The organism is Asticcacaulis sp., from assembly GCF_051956075.1.
Classification (GTDB): Bacteria; Pseudomonadota; Alphaproteobacteria; order Caulobacterales; family Caulobacteraceae; genus Asticcacaulis.
The window spans coordinates 30,968-52,541 of sequence record NZ_JBQCGA010000027.1; the positions used below are offsets into that span (position 1 = coordinate 30,968).

A 21,574-nucleotide genomic window follows, 5' to 3' on the forward strand; every position below is an offset into this window, starting at 1 on the left:
AAAGCCCCCGCGTCGCAAGGCCGGGGGCTTATCCTTTTTAGCTATCGTAATCCAGTCCGAACTGGCTGTAGAGCGCGCGGTCGTCGCTCCAGCGCTCATCGACCTGTACATGCAGGAACAGATGCACAGGCCGGTCCAGCAAGACGGCCAATTCCTCGCGCGCCTTCTGGCCGATCCATTTCAGAGTCTGGCCGCCCTTGCCCAGCACGATGGCGCGCTGGCCATCGCGTTCGACGAAAATGCTCTGCTCGATGCGCGCCGAGCCGTCGGGCATGTCCTTGAAGGCCGTCGTCACGACCGCCGCCGCATAGGGCAGTTCTTCATGCACACGCAGAAACAGCTTTTCGCGCGTGATTTCGGCGGCCAGGATGCGCACCGGCGCGTCGGCGGCCTGATCTTCCGGGTAGAGCCATGGGCCTTCGGGCATGCGCGCGGCGAGCATGTCCGACAGGTCCGCCACGCCCTGCCCCTTGTCCGCTGAAATCATCAGCACGTCGCTGAACACGCCGGTCTTGAACAGGCCGTCCGCGACCGCCAGCAGGTTCTCGCGCTTCAACAGGTCGATCTTGTTGAGCGCCAGGATCGCCCTGGCGCCGCTCTGTTGCAGCCCCTCGATAATGCTCTCAACGTCTTCGACCGCCTTGCGGTCGGCGGGCGTCGGTTTATCGCCGCCGGAGGTCACCGCTACCTGCGCCGCCGCATCGACCAGCAGCACGATGGCGTCGGCGTCCTCGGCGCCGCTCCACGCCGAGCGCACCATGGCGCGGTCCAGCCTGCGGCGGGGTTTGAAGATGCCCGGCGTATCGACCAGCACCATCTGCACATCGCCCGCAATGGCGATGCCGCGCACCGGAAAGCGCGTCGTCTGCACCTTCTGCGTCACGATCGACACCTTGGTTCCGACCAGCCGGTTCACCAATGTGGATTTCCCGGCGTGCGGCGCGCCGATAATGGCTACGAAGCCGCAGCGCTGCGCGGTGGATGTCGTTTCGGTCACGATAGGTTTTCTCTCTCAATCAGGCCCAGCGCGGCGGCCTTTTCGGCCTCCTGACGCGAGCGTCCTGTTGCGGTCTGAGGCGCCAGTCCCTCGACGACCGCCTGCATTGTGAAGTGGGGCGCATGATCCGGCCCGCGCCGTTCGATCAGCGTATAGACGGGCGCGCCCTTGCCATGCGCCGCCGCCCATTCCTGAAGATAGGATTTGGGATTGGAGCGCGAAACATTGCCGCTGTCTTTCAGCGCTTTCGCCCACAAGGGTTTAAACACGCGCTCGACCTCGGCATAGCCGCCGTCGCAATAGAGCGCCGCCATAATCGCCTCGCAGGCGTCGCCGAGAATGGTCGGATTGGTGCGCCCGCCGCTTTTTGTCTCTCCCGCCGCCAGCCGCAGCGCCGGGCCGACGCCGATGGCGCGCGCCACATCGGCGCAGGTCTCGCGGCTGACCAAAGCGTGAAAGCGGCGCGACAACTCGCCCTCGCTGGCGTCGGGAAACGCCTCCATCAGCGCCTCGGCGATCATCAGGCCCAGCACACGGTCGCCGAGGAACTCCAGCCGTTCATTGTCGGCCATCTTGCGCGCGCCCTCGGCCACACTGGCGTGAGTCAGGGCCAGCTCCAGCAGGTCCGCGTCTTTGAAGCGGTAGCCGAGCTTGTCCTGTAAGGCCGCAATGGCCTGATGACGTTGATTGTGCGCGCGGGCGGTCATCCGCCAGCGTTTACATCACCCGCCCTTTCAGAGCAAAGGCTAATGTTCTCAGGAAAAAAACCACGGAAAACACGGAAAGCACGGACGGTTCCGGTAAAGCTGGCGAATAGCGCGGTTTAAACGCAAAAAAGACGCGGCCGAAAGCCGCGTCTTCACCTGTCGCCACAATAAGCCGAAAACCGGAAAGCCGAAGTTTGCGCGTCATCGCCGCGCCAGACTCCATGTCCGTACTTTCCGTGGTTCCCCAACCTCAATGGATCGGCTTGACAAACCGGTTCCAGTGGAAGTTCAGCCAGGTCCACGGCTTCCACAGCGAAGAGCCTTCCTTCCACGACATCAGCACCAGAACAGCGCGCCCTTCGAGATTTTCTTCCGGCACCAGGCCGACGCCCGGTTCGTAGGGATCGTCCGGCGAGAAGCGGCTGTCGAGCGAATTGTCGCGATTGTCGCCCATGACGAAATAATGACCCGCAGGCACAACATATTCGCCGGTGTCGTCGGCGGGACCGTTGCTGAAAAAGTCCTGGATCGTGTGGGTGCGACCATTCGGCAGGGATTCGCGGTATTCGGTCGCCTGCCCGCCCGGCGCGTCCTCGGCGCTAATCGGCCCCAACTCGTCGCTGGGGACCAGCTTGCCGTTGATATAGAGCTTGTCCTGCTTCATCTGGATCGTGTCGCCCGGCACGCCAATGATGCGCTTGATATAGTCAATCTTGGGGTCGCGCGGCAGTTTGAACACCACGACATCGCCGCGCTCGGCCTGATGATCGAACCAGCGCCCCTTGACCACAGGGAACGGCAGCGGGAAGGAATATTTCGAAATGCCGTAATTCCATTTCGAAATGATGATGTAGTCGCCCTGATAGAGGTTCGGCTCCATCGAAGCCGAGGGAATGGTGAAGGGTTGGAACAGAAGCGTGCGCAGCACCAGAACCAGCACGAGGGCCACGGCGATGACGCCGAAAATCTCCTTGGCCTCGTCGATGGCGATCTGTTTGGCGCTGCGATTGTCGGTTTCGGGTTCAGGCTTGTCGCTAACGATCTTGGCGGTTTCGACGGTCTCGCTGCGCGCCGAAGCGGCGGCCCCCACGGCTTGTGGTTCTGAGTCCGGCGTCATGTCGTCAGGTGTGGTCATAAGCGTTTCGCCCCGTAAATCTCGCCTGCGCGCACGGTTAATGCCCGCAAAGTCCGTTTCACCTAACCACAGAATATGGCGAGGGCAAGACAATTCCCCGACGGCGCGCCCTGCCCCGGATTAAATATCCGTCACCCGATCAGAGGATTTCGATGGTGGCGAAGGCGGTGGCGTAAGGGTCTTCGTCACTCAGCGACAGGTGAATATGCGCGGTCTTTCCAGGCGGCAGCTTGCTGCGCAGCACCTCCGCCGCCCCGGCGTGCAGCACGACATGCGGCTTGCCCAGCGCATCGGAAAACACCTCGATGTCGATGAACAGAAAGCCGCGCACCCCCGTCCCCAGCGCCTTGGCCACCGCCTCCTTGGCGGCGAAGCGCTTGGCGTAACTCAGATTCGGTTTGGCGGCTTTCTGCGCATGCGCCTGCTCATCCGCGGTGAAGATGCGGTCGAGGAATTTTGCGCCGAACTTGCCGATCGACTCGGCGATGCGGCGCCCGTCCACCAGATCGACGCCGACGCCCAGGATCATGTGCGCGCCGCGTCCATCAGGTCGCGCATACGCCCGATCGCCGCTTCCAGTCCGACGAAAATCGCCTCGCCGATCAGGAAATGGCCGATATTCAGTTCGCGCACCTGCGGCAGCTTCGCGATGAATGGCACGGTGTCATAGTCGATACCGTGACCGGCGTGAACCTCGATGCCCAGTTCATCCGCCAAAGCAACCGCCGCTTTCAGACGGTTGAATTCATTTTCAAACGTGAAGTCCGCCTGATCGCGCCACGCATCGCACAGCGCGCCGGTATGGAACTCGACCACCGGCGCCTTGATTTTCGCGGCGGCGGCGACCTGCTCAGGGTCGGCGGCGATAAACAGGGAGGCGCGGATGCCTGCCTCGTTGAATCTGGCGACAGCGGCGCCGACGCTTTCGATCTGCCCGGCGACGTCCAGCCCGCCTTCGGTCGTGCGCTCCTGACGGCGCTCCGGCACCAGACAGGCGGCGTGCGGCTTCAGATCGAGCGCGATGGCCACCATCTCGTCGGTCACGGCCATCTCGAAATTGAGCGGCTTGCCAAAGGCGTCGCACACCTCTTTCAGCGCCGTGACGTCGCGGTCGAGGATGTGGCGGCGGTCTTCGCGCAAATGGGCGGTGATCCCGTCCACGCCCGCCTGCAGGGCCAGCCGCGCCGCGCGTTCAGGATCGGGCGCATGACCACCGCGCGCATTGCGCACAGTGGCGACGTGATCAACATTGAGGCCGAGGCGAATGCGGTTCATGGCGCTAAGCCTTGGCGAGGCGGCGGCTGCCGGGATCTTCGACCGGAATGGCGGCCAGTTCCGGCGGCAGGTTGTCGGCGGGATAGGCGGGAACTTCCAGCGAGGCCAGGGCGATCAGCGGCACGCCCACATCTGCCTTACCGCCGGAACGATCGACGATGCAGGCGGCTGCAACGACGTTTCCGCCTGCCTTTTGTATCGCGGCGATGCACTCGCGCGACGACAAGCCCGTGGTGACGATGTCCTCGACCATGACGACTTTTGCGCCCGGTTCGATATGGAAGCCGCGGCGCAGTTTGAATTCGCCGCCTTCCCGTTCAACATACATGGAATCGACGCCCAAATGTTTGGCGGTTTCGTAACCGGGGATGATGCCGCCGACCGCAGGCGAGATGGCGACATCGACCTCGCCCGCCTCATGCAGAATCTTCCACGCCAGCGCCTTGCACAGCCGGGCGCAGCGTTCGCCATTCATAAAAACGAGGTTCTTTTGCAGGAACATCGGCGAATGCAGACCGGAGGACAGGACGAAATGGCCTTCGCGTAACGCATTGGCGGCGCGGAATTCGTTGATCACGTCGTCTGAGGTCATGGTCATGGCGCGGCTCCTTTGCGATGGGGCGGTTTATCGCGTTACCCGCTGCGATGTAAAGGGGTCTGGGGTCAATGCCCTCAGTGCTTATCTTCAATAAAAAAAATCCTCACCCAGAGGGCGAGGCTTTTTTTACTGAAAGGGTAAAGACTTGGGGGCAATCGCCCCCAAACCCCTTTACTTTAGCAACGGATAACGCCGACGCCTGCATACACCGCCTCATCATCCAGCAGCGCTTCAATACGCAGCAGTTGGTTGTACTTGGCGATCCGGTCCGAACGCGCCAGCGAGCCGGTCTTGATCTGACCGCAGTTCATCGCCACCGCCAGATCGGCAATGGTCGAATCCTCGGTCTCGCCAGAACGGTGCGACATCACCGACGTATAGCCCGCGCGATGCGCCATATCGACCGCGTCCATCGTCTCCGACAGGGTGCCGATCTGGTTGACCTTCACCAGCAGCGAATTGGCCATGCCCTCGACAATGCCGGTCTCCAGACGGTCGGGATTGGTCACAAACAGATCGTCGCCGACCAGTTGGATGCGATCGCCCAGACGGTCGGTCAGCAGGCGCCAGCCCTCATAATCGTCCTCGGCCATGCCGTCTTCGATCGAGCAGATCGGGAATTTGTCGGCCAGACCGACCAGATAATCGACCATCTGGCCGCCATCCAGCACCTTGCCCTCGCCCGCCAGATTGTACTTGCCGTCCTTGAAGAACTCGGTCGAGGCCACGTCCATGGCCAGCCAGAAGTCGGAACCGGCCTTATAGCCCGCCGCTTCGCCCGCCTTCATGATGAAGGACAGCGCTTCTTCCGCCGAAGCCAGGTTCGGAGCGAAGCCGCCTTCGTCGCCGACATTGGTGTTGTGACCGGCGGCCTTCAGGCCCTTCTTGAGGCTGTGGAAGATTTCCGCGCCCATGCGCAGCGCTTCGGAGAAGGATTCCGCACCCGCCGGAACGATCATGAATTCCTGAATGTCGATGGGGTTGTCGGCATGCGCGCCGCCATTGATGATGTTCATCAGGGGCACGGGCAGGACGCGCGCGGACAGGCCGCCGACATACTTGTAAAGCGGCAGGCCCGACGACAGAGCGGCGGCGCGCGCCGTGGCCAGCGATACGCCTAGAATGGCGTTGGCGCCCAGACGGCTCTTGTTCGGCGTGCCGTCCAGATTGATCATCGCCTGATCGAGACGGCGCTGATCCAGCGCCTCAAAGCCCGAAATGGCGTCGAAAATCTCGCCATTGACCGCATCGACCGCGCCCTTGACGCCCTTGCCGCCATAGCGCTTGGGGTCGTTATCGCGCTTCTCCACCGCTTCGTGCGCGCCCGTCGAGGCGCCCGACGGCACCGCCGCGCGGCCGAACGAGCCGTCGTCCAGGGTCACATCGACCTCAACCGTGGGATTGCCGCGCGAGTCGAGAATTTCACGAGCGGCGATGTCGATGATTTCAGGCATGTTGGCGTCCTTGTGATGACCGGTATTCAGGAACGGAATTTTGCAGCGCCGCCTTAGCAGTATGGGGCGCGTCTGACAAGCTTGCGTAACGGCGCAGGCGATAAGCCGCATTTTATCTTTATAAAATTTCAGCGAGAGACATGGGTAACCATGAACCCGAAACACCGCCTGTTGCATGTCCGTCCTTGAGTCCCTGCGCGCCCACACCCGCCGCCAGCACGAAGCCCTGCACGTCCATCCATTGCTCAAAGGCCTGTCCGACGACAGCCTGACACTGGAGGATTTTTACGACATTCTGCTGGCTTTCAACGCCGCCTACGCCGCGCCAGAGCCCAACCTGCATAAAGTCTTTCCAGATGCGCCGAATGCGCCGGTGCGCGACTGGCTCGCGCGTGATTTAAAGCGGCATGGTCTGACGCCGCTGCGCCCGCTGCTGAAGGCGCCGCGATTTCACACGCCGTCTCGCCTGATGGGCTATCTCTATGTCAAGCAGGGCTCGACCCTGGGCGGCCACGTCATCAGCCGTCACTTACGTGATCATCTCAGTCTTGAGCCGCATGTCGATCAACACTTTTTCGCCGGTTACGGCGTCGCGACGGGCGTGCAGTGGCGCCGGTTCATGACGGCGCTGGACGCCTATGCGTCGGAATTGAACGAAGCCGAGCTTCTGAGCGCCGCCGCCGACGCATTTGATCATATCCGCGCCGCCTGCGACGCCGTCCTCGCCGCCCGCCAGACCCGCGCTACGCCCCTCCTCGCTGTCGCTGAACCCATGGCCGCCCATGGAGTTTGATCCACGCCACGAGCCGTCCGAGGCCGAACTGGAAGAAGCCCTGCGCAGTTGCGCCAGCGAGCCGATCCATATCCCCGGCTCGATTCAGCCCTACGGCATGCTGTTCGTGCTGGAGGGCGAGGCCGACCGCATCATTCAGGTCTCCAACAACATCAAGCAATGGCTGCCGCAACTCAGCGTCGAGGCCGTCCTCAGCCGCCGTCTCGGCGATGTCATCGGGCGCGAACAGGCCGACGCCATCCGGCGCATCGCCGTCGAGCGCAGCCTGCAGCCGATACAGTCAACGATGGTGCAGATTGACGAACGCTGGTTCGACGCCGTTGCGCACCGCGTCGGTCCCAATCTGGTCGTCGAGCTGGAAATCATCGACGATACGCGCTCGATGCGCCGCGACTATTTCTACGACGAACTGCGCGACTTCGCCGTCGGTCTGCGCAAGGCGGACACACTGCCCGACCTGTTCGATTTCGTCACCGACAAGGTGCGCGCCATCACCGGCTTTGACCGCGTCAAGCTTTACCGCTTCGACGAAAACTGGAATGGCGAAGTCGTCGGCGAGGCGCGCGCCGAATTCATGACGTCTTACAAAGGCATGCACTTCCCCGCCTCGGACATCCCCGAACAGGCGCGCAAGCTCTACATGACCAATTACATCCGCCAGATTGCGGACGTGAACTATGCGCCGGTGCCGATCGTGCCGCCGCTGCATCCAGAAACCGGCCTGCCGCTCGATATGAGCCTGAGCGTGCTGCGTTCGGTCTCGCCCGTGCATGTGCAATACCTGCAGAATATGGGCGTGTCGGCCTCGATGTCGATTTCGGTGATTCAGGACGGCAAGCTGTGGGGGCTGATCGCCTGCCACCATAATGACGGCTACCACGTCCCCTATCGCATCCGCATGATCGCCGAGATCATGGGCCACGTCTTTTCGGCGCAGCTTTCCTCGCTGGAATCCATGCTCGACCGCGATGAGCAGGAAAAGCGCAACCTGATCATCGAGCGTCTCTCGGCGGGGCTAAAGACCGATTTCAACCTCGAAGACCTGCTCAAGGGGCGTCAGGCTCTGGCTCTGGGCGCGATGGGCGCCGACGGCATGGCTGTGGTGTCGCGCAAACGCATCCTGCGCATCGGCGAGACGCCCGGCGAGGACGTCATCCGCCGCCTGACCCAATGGGTCCACCAGAAGGCGTCCGGCGTCTATCACACTCAGGAAGCGGCCATCGCCTGCGCAGACGATCCCGTGCTGTCCGGCCTGCGCGGCGGCTTTCTGGCCGCGCCGATCAGTCTGGTGCGCGAAGACTATATGATCTGGTTCCGCGACAGCGTGCAGCAGCAGGTCAACTGGGCCGGGTCGCCGGAAAAGCCCGTCACCCAGACCAAGGCGGGCTATCGCCTGATGCCGCGCGCCTCGTTCGATCTGTGGAAGGAGACGGTCAAGCATCGCTGCAAGCCATGGAAGCGCGAGGATGTGGACACAGCGCAGAACATCGTTCAGGTCGTGCTGGAGGGCGAACGCTTAAGCGCCGAACACGCCAACCACGCCAAGAGCGAGTTCCTGGCCAATATGAGCCATGAAATGCGCACGCCGATGAACGCCATTATCGGCATCGTCTCGCTGCTGGACCGCAGCACGGCGCTCGACGAACGCCAGAAAAAATTGCTCGGGGTTCTGCGCCTGTCGTCCGATTCGCTGCTCAATCTGATCAACGACCTGCTCGACATCGCCAAGATCGAAAGCCATGAACTGATGCTGGAGAACCAGCCGATCAACGTGGCGGACATTGTCGGCGAAGTGCGTTCGATGATGAGCCTGCGCGCGGCGGAGAAGAATCTGAGTCTGACCGCCGCCTGCGGACCGCGCGAGACGTTCGACGTCTATGGCGACGCCATGCGCGTGCAGCAGATCCTCAGCAATCTCGTCTCCAACGCGGTCAAGTTCACCGAGAGCGGCCATGTCAATATTCTGGCCCACGCCGAAGACCTGCCTGACGGGCGCGTGCAGATCGCCATCGAAGTCGCCGATAGCGGCATCGGCATGAGCCCCCAGCAGGTGACGCGTGTGTTCGAGAAATTCGTACAGGCCGATCCTTCGATTTCGCGCCGCTATGGCGGCACCGGCCTGGGTCTGGCCATCACCCGACGACTGACCGAGCTGATGGGCGGCGATATCGCGTTAGAAAGCCGCGAGGGGGCCGGCAGCCGCTTTACCCTGCGCATCCCGTTCCGGCGCGTTGAAAAGGCCACGTCAGCCGACTTGCAGGCGGTTACGCCCGCCCTGCCCGCCGCCCGGCGCGGGCGCGTCCTGCTGGCCGAAGACTATGAGGGCAATGTCATTGTCGCCGCCGCCATCCTCGAAGACCTTGGCTATGAGGTGACGGTGGCGCACAATGGCCGCGAAGCGCTGGAGCGACTGGACGGCGCGCGCTTCGACCTGATCCTTATGGATGTGCAGATGCCGGAAATGGACGGCTATGAGGCCACGCGCCGCATCCGCGAGCGGCAGGCGACCGGTTCTTTGCCGCCCGCGCCCATTATCGGCGTCACCGCCAACGCCCTGGTCGGCGACCGGCAGAAATGCCTCGATGCGGGCATGGACGACTATATATCCAAGCCCTTTACCGCCGAGCAGCTTTCCGTGACGGTCAGCCGCCACCACCCGGAAACTTAAGACCCTTTCGGAACCGTCATCGCGTCGGCGGTCAGTTCGCGCCCGCCGACCTGCATGAGCGCATGGCCGCGGAAAACGACGCCGTCCGCCGTGGTTTCGCTGGCGTCGCCGCTGAACTGCGCATGATAGGCGCGCAAGGGGTTCTCCGACTTGCCGTTCTTCCAGACCTCGAAATGCAGGTGCGGCCCTGCGCCGTCATCGCCAGAGGCGCCGAGCGTCTGATCGGCCTTGACGATATCGCCCCAATGCACGTCGATGCGGCTCAGATGCGCATAGCGCGTCTTGGCGCCGCCGCCATGGTCGATCTCGACCGTCAGCCCATAGCGGCCTTCCGGTCCGGCCATGACCACCTTGCCGCCGCCTGCGGCGTGGACCTCGGTCCCTTGCGGCGCGGCGATGTCGATGCCCTTATGGAAGGCCTGAGCGTTCGTGGTCGGATCGAGGCGCTCGCCATAGGGGCTGCTCAGACGTCCGCTCATCGGCAGATCGACAAGGGCGCCGCCCGCGCCCGCGCTTTGCGACCAGGCGTATTGCGCCGCGCCGCACGGCAGGGCCAGAAGCATCGTCATGGCATAAAGCGCCCGGCGCCGGGGCTTGCGTCCGCCCGCAGCGGGGCGCATAATCTCAGAGAGTCTCATACTGTTATCTCCAGATTTCAGAGGTGAGAAAGCCGCCGGAGCATATGGCCGTATGTCTCCGGCGGCGGTTTTCAGGACCAGGATCAGCGTCTCCGCATAGGCCCTGCGCAAGGCCGGCGCCTTCGCCGTAATGGCGGCGTCGCAGGCCAGTTCCGCCGCCAGACGGCAGCGCTGGGTTTGCTGACGCAGGAACGGGTTGAACCAGCCCACAGCCTCGGCAAACGATAAAAACACAAACCACAACGGATCGCCGCGCCGTAAATGTTCGGCTTCATGCCGCAACACCATCGCCATCTGCGCTGCGCTCAAGCCGCCCAGCAGCCGTTCTGGCAACAGGATGACGCTGCGCCCCCAGCTTAGCGGCGTCGGCGCCGCCGAACTCACCCGCACGCCCGCTCCCAGATCGTCGCGCCGTTGCGCGCGTGCGACCATAGCCTGCAACCGCGCCAGTCCGATAAGCCAGCGCGCCAGCATGGCGAAGCTGATCAGCGCATAACCGACCAGAAGCGCCTGCGGCAGCAGGCCCAGCGTCTTCGTCGCGCGCGGATGATGATGGGCGGCGTGAACGACCGCAACCGGCGGCGTCCAGCCTTCGGCCATATCGGCGACCGGCAGGGGCGCATTGATCACCAGATAAGGACCGAGCAGCCAGAGCAGAACGCCGAGCGCGACCGGGGCCAGCAACAGGACCAGAAACGCCTTTTCAAAACGATCGTCCGGCGCCTTCGGTGCGCCGCGCTCCAGCAAGGTCCGCGCTCCTGACAACAGGGCGCTCCAGATAAGCGGCAGGATCAGGATCGCCAGAGCGCGCGTCACCATCAGGCTTCACCGCCCTCCTCGTCCGCCGCCATCCGCGCCAGCAAGGCTTCCAGCGCCGCGATTTCGTCCGGTTCGACCAGTCGGCTGCCAGTAAAGGCCGCCGCGGGCAGCGGCGCGTCCAGGTCCAGCACGTCGCGGGCGAAGGCGGTCATCAAACCGGCCAAGGTCTCCAGCTTGCCCTGCGCGGCGGCGAAGGTGTTGACGCCATGGATGGGCTGACAACGGACCAAACCCTTATCCACCATGCGGTCCAGCGTCTTGCGCGTCGCCGACAGCGACCAGCCGGTCTCGTCTCGCGTCGCCTCGTGGATTTCGCGCGCGCTCAGGCGGTCATGCCGCCACAAAGTACGCAGAAGTTTCAGTTCATAGTCGCTGGGCTTCACCATGCTACACTCGTCGCATATGTGCGACAGTTGGTCAAGCGCGCCCATGAAAAAGCGCGGCGAACCTAAGCCCGCCGCGCTTCAAGCACTTGACCGGAAAGGACTTAGTCCTTCTTCGGCGTAATGACCTGACGGCCTTTGTACATGCCGGTCTTCAGATCGACATGGTGCGGACGGCGCAGTTCGCCGGTGTCCTTGTCTTCGGTGTAGCTGTTGGCGCCCAGGGCGTCATGCGAACGACGCATGTTGCGACGCGAGGGCGATACTTTTCGCTTGGGAACGGCCATGTCCGTGTCTCTCTTGGGTCAGAAGCCGAAAGCGTCCGCCTTCAGGCACAAAAATAGGATATGACCCACGCTTTGGTGAGTCAGAAGGCGCGCCTTATGCCGCAAGTCCGCATGCGGATCAAGGGCTAAATGGCGCGCAGGCGGGATTAATTCAGTCCTCGACCTGCGCCGAGGCTTCGATCTCGACCAGCCATTCCGGATTGATCAGACCCTTGATCTCGGCGAAGGTCGAGGCCGGGCGAATTTGGCCGAAAATCTCGCCATGCGCGCGCGCGGCGTCCTTCCAGAGCGAAATATCGGTCAGGAAGATGCGCGTGCGGATAATGTGTTCGGCCTTGCCGCCGGCGTCCTCAACCGCCTTGACGATGATCTCCAGCGCCGCCTTGGTCTGCTCATAGCAGTCGCCGACGCCCGCCGTTTTGCCGTCGCGAATCGGCGCCGTGCCGGAGACTTCGATGCGATTGCCGACGCGCACGGCGCGGGAGAAGCCGATCTCTCCCTCAAAAGGCGAACCGGAGGAAACGAGCTGACGCATGGGTGAAAATCCTTTTTTATGCCGTTAAATGCCGCTCGTTTGGCCATTTATGGCGTAAAATTCAAGTTTTTAATGGCCGGGTTCCACCCCACGCACCCGCTCGACGCTCTCGATCATCGGCGAGGTGCGTAAGGCGGCGGCGATATTGATGATATGGCGCGCGTCCAGCACCTCAATGTCAAAATCGATGTCGAGGAAGTCGAGCGGCTTGGCGTGGATGGCGATGCTGACAATATTGCCCCTGGCCTCGCCGATCAGCGTGCAGGCCTGGCCCAGCACGCCGGGCTTGTTCTGCATGTTCACGCGCAGGCGCGCGATCGACAAGGTGTTCTTTTCGGCGTTCAGCGTCCAGTGCAGGTCGATCCAGCGCTCCTTCTCCTCATCGAGCGCCTCCAGCTTTTCGCATTCGATGGAATGGACGTGTACGCCGTCTTCTTCGACAATGCCGACAATGCGGTCACCCGGCACCGGACGGCAGCATGTGGAGAAAAACACGCTGGAGCCATCGCGCAGCGCCGTGCCGCGCACGAAGGCAAGACCGCCCTCGCCGTCGCGGATGCGCGTCAACGTGTCGAGCGACAGGGTCATCGGCAGTTTCAGGCCGGGGAACAGGGCCTCGACCACGCGCGTGACCGGAATCTTGCCGCGCCCGCACAGTTCGTACAGTTCATCCTCGCTGGCGACATTGAACTTGTCGAAGGCCGGGCGCCAACTGATGTCGGTCAGCGATTTTTCGACCTGCGCCGCCGCGCGTTCGACCGCCATGCGGCCCAGCTTGATGAAGTCTTCGCGCTCGGACTGGCGCATATGGCGGCGAATCGCGGCGCGCGCCTTGCCGGTGACGGTCAGCGAGAACCAGTCGGCGTTGACGCGCGGTTCCAGCCCGGTGAGAATCTCGACCTGATCGCCGTTTTGCAGCACGGTGCGAAGCGGCTTGTGCTCGCCATTGATCAGGCAGCCGATGGCGGTTTCGCCAACCTCGGTATGGACCGCGAAGGCGAAGTCGAGCGGCATGGCGCCGCGCGGCAGCGAGATCAGCCGTCCCTTGGGCGAGAAGACGAAGACCTGATCAAGGAACATCTCCATCTTGGCATGTTCGACCCAGTCTTCCGAATCGCCGCCGTTTTCGACGATGGCGACGATGTTGCGAAGGCTGTTGATCGGGTTGCGCCCGCCATTGGCCATCGCGGCTTCCTCGTCGAAGCCGTAGGTCTGGTTCTTGTAGCCCCAGTGGGCGGCGACGCCCTCCTCGGCCACGCGGTCCATCTCCTCGGTGCGGATTTGCAGTTCGATGCGCGTCCCTTTGGGGCCGATGACCGTGGTGTGCAGGGATTTGTAATTGTTCGACTTCGGCGTCGAGATAAAGTCCTTGAAGCGCTCCTGCACGCACGGCCAGGTCCGGTGCAGCACGCCGAGCGCGCGGTAGCAGTCCTCGACGCTGTTCGTCACCACGCGAAAGGCGTAGATGTCGGAAAGCTGGTTGAAGCCGACGCTCTTGCGTTGCAGCTTGCGCCAGATCGAGTACGGCGACTTTTCGCGACCCGACACGCGCGCGAACATGCCCGCCTTTTCCAGCTTGGCCGCCACATCGCGCGCAATTGCTGCGACCGTGTCGCCGCGGCTTTTGCGCATGTCTTCGAGGCGGTGGATGATCGCCTGATGGCCACGCGGATTGATGAAGGAAAAGGCCAGATCCTCCAGTTCGGTCGCAAAGCGGTTGCAGCCGATGGAGCGCGCCAGCGGCGCATAGACTTCCAGCGTTTCGCGCGAAATACGCTCGCGTTTGTGCTCCGGCACGAAATGCAGGGTGCGCATATTGTGCAGCCGGTCGGCCAGCTTGATCAGCAGCACGCGCACATCCCTGGCGATGGCCAGGATGAATTTACGCAGGTTTTCCGAGGACTTGGTGTATTCCGACTGCAATTCCAGCCGGGTCAGCTTGGTCACGCCCTCGACGAGACCGGCGACCTCCTCGCTGAACTTGGCGGCGATCTCCTCGCGCGTCGCCGGCGTGTCCTCGATGGTGTCGTGTAGCAGCGCCGCCGCAATCGCCGCGGCGTCGAGCTTGTAGTCGGTCAGGATGCCGGCGACTTCGATCGGGTGCGCAAAGTATGGATCGCCAGACGCGCGCAACTGCGCGCCGTGCATCTGCATGGCATAGACATAGGCGCGGTTCAGCATCGCCTCATCGACGGTCGGATCGTAGGCGGCGACGCGCTCGATCAACTCGAACTGGCGCAGGAATTTCGGACGGCTGGGCGACGGCGCGGGACGCTCAGAGGGGGCGGCGCCGTCGGGCGGAGCATCGGCAGGCGCGGGATGCGCCATCAGCGTCTCCGCCGCGCTCATCGCCTTATCCGCCACTTTTTCGCCTTCCGACATACGCGTCCGTCCTTAACAAACCCATGCCAGATAAAGCTGTCATGGGTTAAAAGCATCTCACGAACTCGAAAATTCACAAGACTTATTCACAGTAAAAAAGGCCCGACCGCACCGGGCCGGACCTTATTTTACATGGGAAGCCAGCGATAATTCGCCAGTCCTGTTTTAGAAGCGCTCTTCCTGACCGCCATCGCGATCCGATTGCAGGGCGCGGATCAGTTCGCTTTCCGACATCTGCTGATGCTGCGGCTCGGCCAGCAGGGCCAGGGTTTCGGCCTCTTCCTCCGCCTCGGTGCGCTCATCGACCCGTTGCAGCGACGCGATCAGGCTTTCGGTCAGGGTGTCCGGCGCGATCACGCCGTCGGCGATCTCGCGAAGGCTCACGACCGGGTTCTTGTCGTTGTCGCGCTCGACCTGAATGGCCGAACCCGACGAAATGGCGCGGGCGCGGTGCGCGGCCAGAAGCACGAGATTGAAGCGGTTGTCGATCTTTTCGACGCAATCTTCGACGGTGACGCGGGCCATGAAATACCTCGGAAACAGGGACAGCTTCGCTCAGGCCCGATGTTCGTCACACCCGGCCACGGCGAAGCGGCAAGACATATTTGACGAAACCTATAAAGACCTTCGCCCATAATGACAAGGAAAATGCGATTTGCTGGTCATTATGCGCCGCCTGAGCGGAGGGAAACGCAGCAAGGGTTTATCCACAGATTACACAGATATTCTTGGCCATTCCACGCTACCGCTATCGGCGAAGAAAACTGTTATCTTGATGAGCGCTCTGCGCTCGCTATCCGGTCCATCCTGAACGATAGCGGTAGCGTGCAGTTATTCGGAACATCTGTGTAATCTGTGGATAAACCTTCTTACCCCCCCACAGCAACGCGAACACAGTCCTGAAAGATGGCCAAGACCGTCTCACGCCTCGATGATAATCTCCTCACCTGTCACGCGCCAACCTTGACGCAGTATCGCTTGTGAGAGGCGACGTAAGGTTTATCCACAGATCAGCACAGATGTTCATGGTCATTTCACGCTACCGCTATCGCCTGGGACAGCCGCTGTTCAAATGAGCGCTTTGCGCTCGCTATCCGGTCTGCCCTGAACGATAGCGGTAGCGTGCAATCCATCCAGAACATCTGGCTTATCTGTGGATAAACCTTACACTCCCACCGCCGCACGCACCCAGTTCTGAAAGGCGGCCAAAGCGGTTTCGTGTTTGGGCGATAAGCGGCCCGTGTCATAGACGCCTGCGTTCAGATTTTCCTGCACGCGCTCCGCGATCCAGACGTCTTCGGCGGTCACCTGATCGGACATGGCGAGCGTCGCTTCGGAGACGCCCTCGCCCGGCGGCATCAGGTAGACGTAGTCGAGCCGTGTCCGGTCATGCCCTATGGGCGACATGCGCTCGATCATCAGGCCGGTGCTGTAAACATTGATCCCGATATTCGGCCACACCCACCCCCACAAGCCGTCATAGACGGCGGTTTCGTCGCGCGGCGGGGCGTCGTGCAGCACGACCTTGCCGTGCACGGTGACGCAGTACTGCTCGGCCACGATCTCGGCGTCGAGCGACGGGTGCATGGCCGGGACATGGTAGCCTTCGAGATAGTTCTCGACATAGGTTTTCCAGTTGCATTTGAGGTCATGATGGCGAAGCAGGGCGACCTCAAGCCCCGACCAGTCGGCCTCGCCTAATCTCGCATCCAGCGGCGCCATCTGCGCGGCAAGCGACGGCGGATTATCCGCCATGCAGACGAAGACCAGCCCGCGCCACACCGCGACCTGGATCGCAACCAGCCCGTACTGGCGCGGATCGAAATCCGCCGCCGCGCCGAAGTCGCGGGCGCTGCGCAAGCGCCCGTCCAGCGTATATTTCCAGCCGTGATAGGCGCAGGTCAGATAGCCGTCGCACACCCCGCCCGCGTCCTTCGCCAGAGGCCCGGCCCGAGGGCGGCAGACATTGTGAAAAGCGCGCAACACCCCGTCATCACCGCGCACCGCGACCACCGGAAAGCCCGCCAGCACGTCGGCGCGATAGCTGCGCGGTTGGCGAAGCTCGCTTTCGTGCGTCAGGAACTGCCAGTTGGCCGCGAACACCGCCTGACGCTCGCGCGGCCACAGGACCGGGTCGCGATACCATTCGGCGGGCGCGGTGACAGGTGCGGAACCCAGCGGCGCGCTCATGCTTTTTTCCCGCGCCACAGGTGGACGCCGTAGATCAGCGCTCCGATCAGCACCAGCACCAGCGAGGCCACGGCCAGCTTGATAAAGGCCGCCAATGGATGCGGCTCCTCAGGGCTGGGGACCAGACTGCCTGCAATCGCGCTCAGCACCATCAGAGCGCCCAGACCGGCCCAGAACTTCGCCCATTTGCCGCCGCCCGGCGTCTGGAAATCAAGGCCCGCGCCATCGCGTTTCTGCACCAGAAAATAGGCGGCGAACATCCACAGATACGGGATCATGAAGGTGATCACCCCCATGGCCACGACGAAATCATAGGCCCCGGCGACGCTGGATCCCGCCGCGCTCAGGCCAAGCGTGGCGATGGTCAATATGGCCTGAATCCAGATGGCGTTGACCGGCGCGCCGGTTTTTTCGTCCAGCCTGCCGACAAAGGCGGGCAGCATCTTATCCACCCCGACCGCGAACGGCAGCCGCGCCGCCGCGCCGAACCAGGCGCTCAACCCGCCCAGCAAAGACAGGCCGACCAGCAGCAACAGCACGGGCTGCGCGCCCGCCAGATGGATGCGGTCCAGCGCGATCGTGATCGCATCGGGCAGGCCCCCGAGACGCGAGGCCTGCGCCTGCGGCACGATCATCAGCATGGCCGCCGTGCCGAAGCCGTAGCCGACGGCCTGAAGGACGCCCAGCAGGATCAGCGCTTTCACCACCGTCTTCACCCCGCCGATCACCTCATTGCGCATCAGGGCGACGCCTTCGACCCCGGCATAGGCGAACAGCATGCTCGACCACAGGATGGCGCCATTGGCGCTGAGCGGCGGCATATAGCTGCTGTGGGCGAAATCTGTCGCCGACGCGCCCTTGCCCGCCAGCAAGAAGCCGGTGACGAGGAAGAAGATCAGCAGGAGTATCGACATCGACGCGCCGATCACCGGCAGCAGCTTGCCGACGCCGAAGCCGCGCGCATGCATCAGCGACACCAGCACGGTCAGGCCGGAGCAGACGGCGAACGAGCCGAGCGGCTGGCTCATCCACGCCGCGAAAGCCCCGCCGACGCCCGCCGCGACGAGCGCCTTGGCGAAGATATTGACGACGAAGAACAAAAGGCTGGCGAAATAGGGCAGATTGCACGCCCAGTAGATCCAGCCGCACAGGAACCCCGCGAACGGGCCCTGCGTCTCGCGGGTCCAGGCGTAGATGGCCCCCTCCTCTGGGAAGCGCGCCGATAATTCCAGCGTACACAGCACCAGCGGGATCAGGAAGACCACCGCCGCCACGCCCCAGATCGGCAGGGACTGAGTCCCGGTCGCCGCCCCGGTCGCCAGCCACCTCACGGAAAAGTTCATCGCCGCCGCATAGAGGGCCAGCCCGATCAGTCCCGCCTGTTTACGGTTATGCATCCCGCCCTCCGCGCCTTATCCGGCAAGATGATTGCGCCCGCAACAAATCTTCGTCAAGCGCCCTCGCCGCCCTTTCACATCGCCGCCTGTGCGCCGACATGACAATTGACGACGCCGCGCGCGCGTGACACAAGCGCGGCCATTATGACCATGCTCAAGAACCCCGCCGCAAAATACGTCCCTTACGTATTTCCCTTCGATATGTCGGACCGCACCTGGCCGTCCAAGCGCATCGAAAAGGCGCCGCGCTGGCTATCGACCGATCTGCGCGACGGCAATCAGGCGCTGGCCGATCCGATGGATGTCGAGAAGAAGATGACCTTCTTCAACCTGCTGCTGAAATGCGGGTTCAAGGAGATCGAGGTCGGCTTCCCGTCGGCGTCGCAGACCGAATTCGACTTCGTGCGCAAGCTGATCGAGGAAAACCTGATCCCTGACGATGTCACCATTCAGGTGCTGGTGCAGGCGCGCGAAGACCTGATCAAACGCACGTTTGAGTCCCTGCGCGGCGCCAAGCGCGCCATCGTGCATATGTATAACGCCACCTCGCCGCTGTTCCGCCGTGTGGTGTTCAACCGCACGAAGGAAGAGGTCGTCGCCCTCTCCATAGCGGGCATGCGCCTGTTGCGCGAAGAGGCCGCCAAACAGCCCGACACCGAATGGGCGTTTGAGTACAGCCCCGAAACCTTCACCGCCACCGAGCCGGATTTCGCGCTTGAGGTCTGCGAAGCGGTGATCGGGATGGTCGAGCCGACGCCACAGAACCCGCTGATCCTCAACCTGCCCGCCACGGTCGAGGTCGCCGGTCCGCACGTCTATGCCGACCAGATCGAATGGTTCTGCCGCAACATCTCCAAGCGCGATAGCGTGGTGATCAGCTTACACCCGCACAATGACCGCGGCACGGGCGCGGCGGCGGCGGAGTTGGGTCTGCTGGCCGGGGCCGACCGCATCGAAGGCTGCCTGTTCGGCAATGGCGAGCGCACCGGCAATGTCGATCTGGTGACGCTGGCGCTCAACCTCTATACGCATGGCGTGTCGCCGGAGCTGGACTTCTCGCACATGCGCGAAGTCGTGCAGACGGTCGAATACTGCAACCATATCAAGGTGCATCCGCGCCATCCTTATGCGGGCGAGCTGGTGTTCACCGCCTTTTCCGGCTCGCATCAGGACGCGATTCGCAAGGGTTTCGCGGTGCAGGAGCAGCGCAATGACGGCATCTGGGACATGCCCTATCTGCCGATCGACCCGGCGGACCTCGGCGAATCGTATGAGGCGGTCATCCGCGTCAATTCGCAGTCGGGCAAGGGCGGCATCGCCTGGGTGCTGGAGCAGACGCACGGCCTGAAGCTGCCGCGCCGCTTCCAGATCGACTTTTCCAAGAAGATTCAGGATATTACCGACGCCTCTTCGCGTGAACTGTCATCAGCGGAAATCTGGGACGCCTTCCAGTCGAGCTATCATCTGAACGGCGAGCAGAAGTACGGCCTGATCGAGTATGAGCAGACCGGGCCGGTGCGTTCGGGCGCGTCCCGCACCTTTGTCGGGCGCATCAGCCATGACGGCGTCGAAGCCTCTGTGGTCGGGCATGGCAATGGCCTGATCTCCAGCGCGGTCAAGGCGCTCAACGACCGCTACGGCCTCGATCTCGACGTGGTGGACTATGCCGAACACGCGCTCAAACAGGGTTCAGCCATCAAGGGCGCAGAGGGGCAGGCCGCCGCCTATGTCGAGGTGCGCACGCCTGACGATCGCCATGTTTTTGGCGTAGGGATCGACGATGATGTCGCCACCGCCTCGGTCAAGGCCGTCTTGAGCGCGGCCAACGCCCTTTAGGATAAGGACATATATGAAGCTACGCGCGGCCCTTGCATCCCTCCTTCTGCTGGTCGCCGTGCTGGCGGGCCCGGCGTTCGCCCTGACGCCGCGCTACAGCGTTCAGATCGTCAAGACCTATCCGCATGATCCCAACGCCTTTACCGAGGGCCTGTTCTATCTGAACGGCGATTTCTACGAAAGCACGGGCCGCAACGGTCAGTCGTGGATTCGCCAGGTCGATCCCGCCACCGGCAAGCCCTTGCGGCAGGTCAGCGTCGATAAGCGCTATTTCGGCGAAGGCATCGCGCCGTGGAACGGCCATATCGTCAGCCTGACCTGGCAGGCGGGGACCGGTTTCGTTTGGTCGCAGTCCTCGCTCAAGCAATTGCGCAGCTTCCGCTATACCGGCGAAGGCTGGGGCATGACCGCCGACGCGAAGAACCTGATCATGAGCGACGGCACCGCAACGATTCGCTTCCTCGATCCGGTCACGCTCAAGACCGCGCGCACCATCACCGTCACGTTGGACGGTCAGCCGCTCGATCAGATCAATGAGCTGGAATGGGTCAAGGGCGAGTTGATCGCCAATGTCTGGCGCACACGGCAACTGGTGCGCATCGACCCGAAGACCGGTCATGTCACTGGCATTGTCGATCTGTTCAACCTGCCTGAAATCGCCAGCCCTCCCCCCGATCCCGACGCGGTCGCCAACGGCATCGCCTATGATCCGGTCAAGGACCGCCTGTTCGTGACCGGCAAGTTGTGGCCGCACCTCTATGAAGTGCGCTTCGTCCCCGAATAGACGACTGACTAATTATGCGGATGCGTCCGGCGCCAGTCTTCGGGGCTGTCGAAGCCGTAGGCCCAGGCGCCCTGACGATGCGCCTTCGCCCATTGCTCATCCGGCAGATAGCGTAGCGAATAATGCCGGTACGCCACGGCCAGACCGGCGCGCGCCATGACCTGTCCCAGATCCTCGCCCCCGACGCGGCAGATCGCCACCATGCGGCCATAGGGATCGACATCCTGCTGCGCGCAGCTCACGACCTGCCCTTGCAGCCGCGCGCGCAACACCCGCGTCGCCGCCTGCCCGCAGTTGAAGCGCCCGCAGGTCTGATCGTGCTCGAAGGCGTCAACGCCGAACAGGCGGATATGCCGTCCGCTGATGACGAGCGTGTCGCCGTCGATCGCATAGGCGCGTCCCGTCAGAGTTTTCGCGTTCACGCCCGTCGGCGCCATACACGCGAGAACGGTAACGCAAGTTGACGCTATCCACAGGTTGATTTCGCGCCTGCGAAAGCGTACATGCCCGGCTATCATGTTTACAAATTTCGCCAACAGCTTCGTGCTCACACGTCTCGACATCCTGTCCAACCTGATCTGGGCGGCCAAGCGCCTGCTGGCCTTCCGCAAACACCAGGGCGTTTAAGAAGACGAATTCGCGCCCGTCGTCAAATACCGGGCGCATCTGTTATCGGCGCCCTGATCAGGAAGTCCG

At 62.8% G+C, this 21,574-nt stretch carries 21 protein-coding genes; 4 read left to right on the forward strand and 17 right to left on the reverse strand.

The window, feature by feature from the left end; all coding sequences use genetic code 11:
• Nucleotides 1–37: 37 nt before the first annotated feature.
• From era to eno, 8 genes are all read right to left on the reverse strand, one after another.
• Nucleotides 38–997 (reverse strand): GTPase Era, encoded by a 960-nt coding sequence (gene era / locus ACTHLA_RS07010; RefSeq protein WP_440186603.1) that lies wholly within the window; start codon nucleotides 995–997, stop codon nucleotides 38–40.
• Nucleotides 994–1,704, reverse strand: a complete 711-nt coding sequence (rnc, locus tag ACTHLA_RS07015; RefSeq protein WP_440186605.1) for a ribonuclease III — start codon at nucleotides 1,702–1,704, stop codon at nucleotides 994–996. Before rnc ends, era begins: the two co-directional genes overlap by 4 nt.
• Nucleotides 1,705–1,714: 10 nt before the next feature.
• Nucleotides 1,715–1,927, reverse strand: a complete 213-nt coding sequence (locus ACTHLA_RS07020; RefSeq protein WP_440186607.1) for a hypothetical protein — start codon at nucleotides 1,925–1,927, stop codon at nucleotides 1,715–1,717.
• A gap of 27 nt (nucleotides 1,928–1,954) precedes the next feature.
• A complete protein-coding gene (gene lepB, locus ACTHLA_RS07025) occupies nucleotides 1,955–2,839 on the reverse strand; it encodes a signal peptidase I (protein ID WP_440186609.1) in 885 nt (294 codons plus the stop codon).
• 139 nt (nucleotides 2,840–2,978) lie between these two features.
• Nucleotides 2,979–3,368: a holo-ACP synthase gene (gene acpS / locus ACTHLA_RS07030; protein ID WP_440186611.1), complete on the reverse strand. Its 390-nt coding sequence runs from the start codon at nucleotides 3,366–3,368 to the stop codon at nucleotides 2,979–2,981.
• Nucleotides 3,365–4,114 carry a pyridoxine 5'-phosphate synthase gene (locus ACTHLA_RS07035; RefSeq protein ID WP_440186613.1) on the reverse strand — a complete coding sequence of 250 codons (750 nt, stop codon included), beginning with the start codon at nucleotides 4,112–4,114 and terminating at the stop codon, nucleotides 3,365–3,367. The genes acpS and ACTHLA_RS07035 overlap by 4 nt, the downstream gene beginning before the upstream one ends.
• 4 nt (nucleotides 4,115–4,118) lie before the next feature.
• Complete coding sequence (gene pyrE / locus ACTHLA_RS07040) at nucleotides 4,119–4,706, reverse strand: orotate phosphoribosyltransferase (RefSeq protein WP_440186700.1); 588 nt, start codon at nucleotides 4,704–4,706, stop codon at nucleotides 4,119–4,121.
• A gap of 182 nt (nucleotides 4,707–4,888) precedes the next feature.
• The gene (eno, locus tag ACTHLA_RS07045) at nucleotides 4,889–6,166 is read right to left on the reverse strand and encodes a phosphopyruvate hydratase (RefSeq protein ID WP_440186615.1); all 1,278 of its coding nucleotides are present in this window, start codon (nucleotides 6,164–6,166) and stop codon (nucleotides 4,889–4,891) included.
• A 175-nt stretch (nucleotides 6,167–6,341) separates the two neighbouring features.
• On the opposite strand from eno, the gene ACTHLA_RS07050 reads away from it, so the two are divergent.
• Together ACTHLA_RS07050 and ACTHLA_RS07055 are read left to right on the forward strand one after the other, a co-directional pair.
• Nucleotides 6,342–6,959 carry a biliverdin-producing heme oxygenase gene (locus tag ACTHLA_RS07050; RefSeq protein ID WP_440186617.1) on the forward strand — a complete coding sequence of 206 codons (618 nt, stop codon included), beginning with the start codon at nucleotides 6,342–6,344 and terminating at the stop codon, nucleotides 6,957–6,959.
• Nucleotides 6,949–9,627: an ATP-binding protein gene (locus ACTHLA_RS07055; protein WP_440186619.1), complete on the forward strand. Its 2,679-nt coding sequence runs from the start codon at nucleotides 6,949–6,951 to the stop codon at nucleotides 9,625–9,627. The genes ACTHLA_RS07050 and ACTHLA_RS07055 overlap by 11 nt, the downstream gene beginning before the upstream one ends.
• On the opposite strand, the gene ACTHLA_RS07060 is transcribed toward ACTHLA_RS07055, so the two are convergent.
• The 8 genes from ACTHLA_RS07060 to ACTHLA_RS07095 all read right to left on the reverse strand — a co-directional run bounded on the left by ACTHLA_RS07060 (nucleotide 9,624) and on the right by ACTHLA_RS07095 (nucleotide 18,258).
• Nucleotides 9,624–11,084 carry a M23/M56 family metallopeptidase gene (locus tag ACTHLA_RS07060; RefSeq protein ID WP_440186621.1) on the reverse strand — a complete coding sequence of 487 codons (1,461 nt, stop codon included), beginning with the start codon at nucleotides 11,082–11,084 and terminating at the stop codon, nucleotides 9,624–9,626. The genes ACTHLA_RS07055 and ACTHLA_RS07060 overlap by 4 nt on opposite strands.
• Nucleotides 11,084–11,470: a BlaI/MecI/CopY family transcriptional regulator gene (locus ACTHLA_RS07065; protein WP_440186623.1), complete on the reverse strand. Its 387-nt coding sequence runs from the start codon at nucleotides 11,468–11,470 to the stop codon at nucleotides 11,084–11,086. Before ACTHLA_RS07065 ends, ACTHLA_RS07060 begins: the two co-directional genes overlap by 1 nt.
• A 101-nt stretch (nucleotides 11,471–11,571) precedes the next feature.
• Complete coding sequence (gene rpmF / locus ACTHLA_RS07070; protein ID WP_440186625.1) at nucleotides 11,572–11,754, reverse strand: 50S ribosomal protein L32; 183 nt, start codon at nucleotides 11,752–11,754, stop codon at nucleotides 11,572–11,574.
• A 151-nt stretch (nucleotides 11,755–11,905) separates the two neighbouring features.
• Nucleotides 11,906–12,289: a RidA family protein gene (locus ACTHLA_RS07075; protein WP_440186626.1), complete on the reverse strand. Its 384-nt coding sequence runs from the start codon at nucleotides 12,287–12,289 to the stop codon at nucleotides 11,906–11,908.
• Between the two features lie 69 nt (nucleotides 12,290–12,358).
• On the reverse strand, nucleotides 12,359–14,617 hold the full coding sequence (locus ACTHLA_RS07080; RefSeq protein WP_440186702.1) for a RelA/SpoT family protein: 2,259 nt from the start codon (nucleotides 14,615–14,617) through the stop codon (nucleotides 12,359–12,361).
• Nucleotides 14,618–14,836: 219 nt separating this feature from the next.
• Complete coding sequence (gene rpoZ / locus ACTHLA_RS07085; protein ID WP_440186628.1) at nucleotides 14,837–15,196, reverse strand: DNA-directed RNA polymerase subunit omega; 360 nt, start codon at nucleotides 15,194–15,196, stop codon at nucleotides 14,837–14,839.
• Nucleotides 15,197–15,835: 639 nt separating this feature from the next.
• Entirely contained in the window at nucleotides 15,836–16,861 is a 1,026-nt protein-coding gene (locus tag ACTHLA_RS07090; protein ID WP_440186630.1) for an aromatic ring-hydroxylating oxygenase subunit alpha, read from the reverse strand.
• Nucleotides 16,858–18,258 carry an APC family permease gene (locus ACTHLA_RS07095; protein WP_440186632.1) on the reverse strand — a complete coding sequence of 467 codons (1,401 nt, stop codon included), beginning with the start codon at nucleotides 18,256–18,258 and terminating at the stop codon, nucleotides 16,858–16,860. The genes ACTHLA_RS07090 and ACTHLA_RS07095 overlap by 4 nt, the downstream gene beginning before the upstream one ends.
• Before the next feature lie 144 nt (nucleotides 18,259–18,402).
• Here ACTHLA_RS07095 and leuA point away from each other — a divergent pair, with 144 nt between their 5' ends.
• A complete protein-coding gene (gene leuA / locus ACTHLA_RS07100; RefSeq protein WP_440186634.1) occupies nucleotides 18,403–20,094 on the forward strand; it encodes a 2-isopropylmalate synthase in 1,692 nt (563 codons plus the stop codon).
• Nucleotides 20,095–20,107: 13 nt separating this feature from the next.
• A complete protein-coding gene (locus tag ACTHLA_RS07105; RefSeq protein WP_440186636.1) occupies nucleotides 20,108–20,878 on the forward strand; it encodes a glutaminyl-peptide cyclotransferase in 771 nt (256 codons plus the stop codon).
• Between the two features lie 8 nt (nucleotides 20,879–20,886).
• Here the strand turns inward: ACTHLA_RS07105 and ACTHLA_RS07110 are convergent, their stop codons facing one another.
• A complete protein-coding gene (locus tag ACTHLA_RS07110) occupies nucleotides 20,887–21,300 on the reverse strand; it encodes a thermonuclease family protein (protein WP_440186638.1) in 414 nt (137 codons plus the stop codon).
• Nucleotides 21,301–21,574: the final 274 nt, after the last annotated feature.

Excerpts from the sequence above, each read along its gene's own strand:
- rnc (WP_440186605.1), bottom strand. The coding sequence starts at position 1,704 with ATGACCGCCCGCGCGCACAATCAACGTCATCAGGCCATTGCGGCCTTA.
- ACTHLA_RS07020 (WP_440186607.1), bottom strand. The coding sequence starts at position 1,927 with ATGGAGTCTGGCGCGGCGATGACGCGCAAACTTCGGCTTTCCGGTTTT.
- lepB (WP_440186609.1), bottom strand. The coding sequence starts at position 2,839 with ATGACCACACCTGACGACATGACGCCGGACTCAGAACCACAAGCCGTG.
- acpS (WP_440186611.1), bottom strand. The coding sequence starts at position 3,368 with ATGATCCTGGGCGTCGGCGTCGATCTGGTGGACGGGCGCCGCATCGCC.
- ACTHLA_RS07035 (WP_440186613.1), bottom strand. The coding sequence starts at position 4,114 with ATGAACCGCATTCGCCTCGGCCTCAATGTTGATCACGTCGCCACTGTG.
- pyrE (WP_440186700.1), bottom strand. The coding sequence starts at position 4,706 with ATGACCTCAGACGACGTGATCAACGAATTCCGCGCCGCCAATGCGTTA.
- eno (WP_440186615.1), bottom strand. The coding sequence starts at position 6,166 with ATGCCTGAAATCATCGACATCGCCGCTCGTGAAATTCTCGACTCGCGC.
- ACTHLA_RS07050 (WP_440186617.1), top strand. The coding sequence starts at position 6,342 with ATGTCCGTCCTTGAGTCCCTGCGCGCCCACACCCGCCGCCAGCACGAA.
- ACTHLA_RS07055 (WP_440186619.1), top strand. The coding sequence starts at position 6,949 with ATGGAGTTTGATCCACGCCACGAGCCGTCCGAGGCCGAACTGGAAGAA.
- ACTHLA_RS07060 (WP_440186621.1), bottom strand. The coding sequence starts at position 11,084 with ATGGTGACGCGCGCTCTGGCGATCCTGATCCTGCCGCTTATCTGGAGC.
- ACTHLA_RS07065 (WP_440186623.1), bottom strand. The coding sequence starts at position 11,470 with ATGGTGAAGCCCAGCGACTATGAACTGAAACTTCTGCGTACTTTGTGG.
- rpmF (WP_440186625.1), bottom strand. The coding sequence starts at position 11,754 with ATGGCCGTTCCCAAGCGAAAAGTATCGCCCTCGCGTCGCAACATGCGT.
- ACTHLA_RS07075 (WP_440186626.1), bottom strand. The coding sequence starts at position 12,289 with ATGCGTCAGCTCGTTTCCTCCGGTTCGCCTTTTGAGGGAGAGATCGGC.
- ACTHLA_RS07080 (WP_440186702.1), bottom strand. The coding sequence starts at position 14,617 with ATGGCGCATCCCGCGCCTGCCGATGCTCCGCCCGACGGCGCCGCCCCC.
- rpoZ (WP_440186628.1), bottom strand. The coding sequence starts at position 15,196 with ATGGCCCGCGTCACCGTCGAAGATTGCGTCGAAAAGATCGACAACCGC.
- ACTHLA_RS07090 (WP_440186630.1), bottom strand. The coding sequence starts at position 16,861 with ATGAGCGCGCCGCTGGGTTCCGCACCTGTCACCGCGCCCGCCGAATGG.
- ACTHLA_RS07095 (WP_440186632.1), bottom strand. The coding sequence starts at position 18,258 with ATGCATAACCGTAAACAGGCGGGACTGATCGGGCTGGCCCTCTATGCG.
- leuA (WP_440186634.1), top strand. The coding sequence starts at position 18,403 with ATGACCATGCTCAAGAACCCCGCCGCAAAATACGTCCCTTACGTATTT.
- ACTHLA_RS07105 (WP_440186636.1), top strand. The coding sequence starts at position 20,108 with ATGAAGCTACGCGCGGCCCTTGCATCCCTCCTTCTGCTGGTCGCCGTG.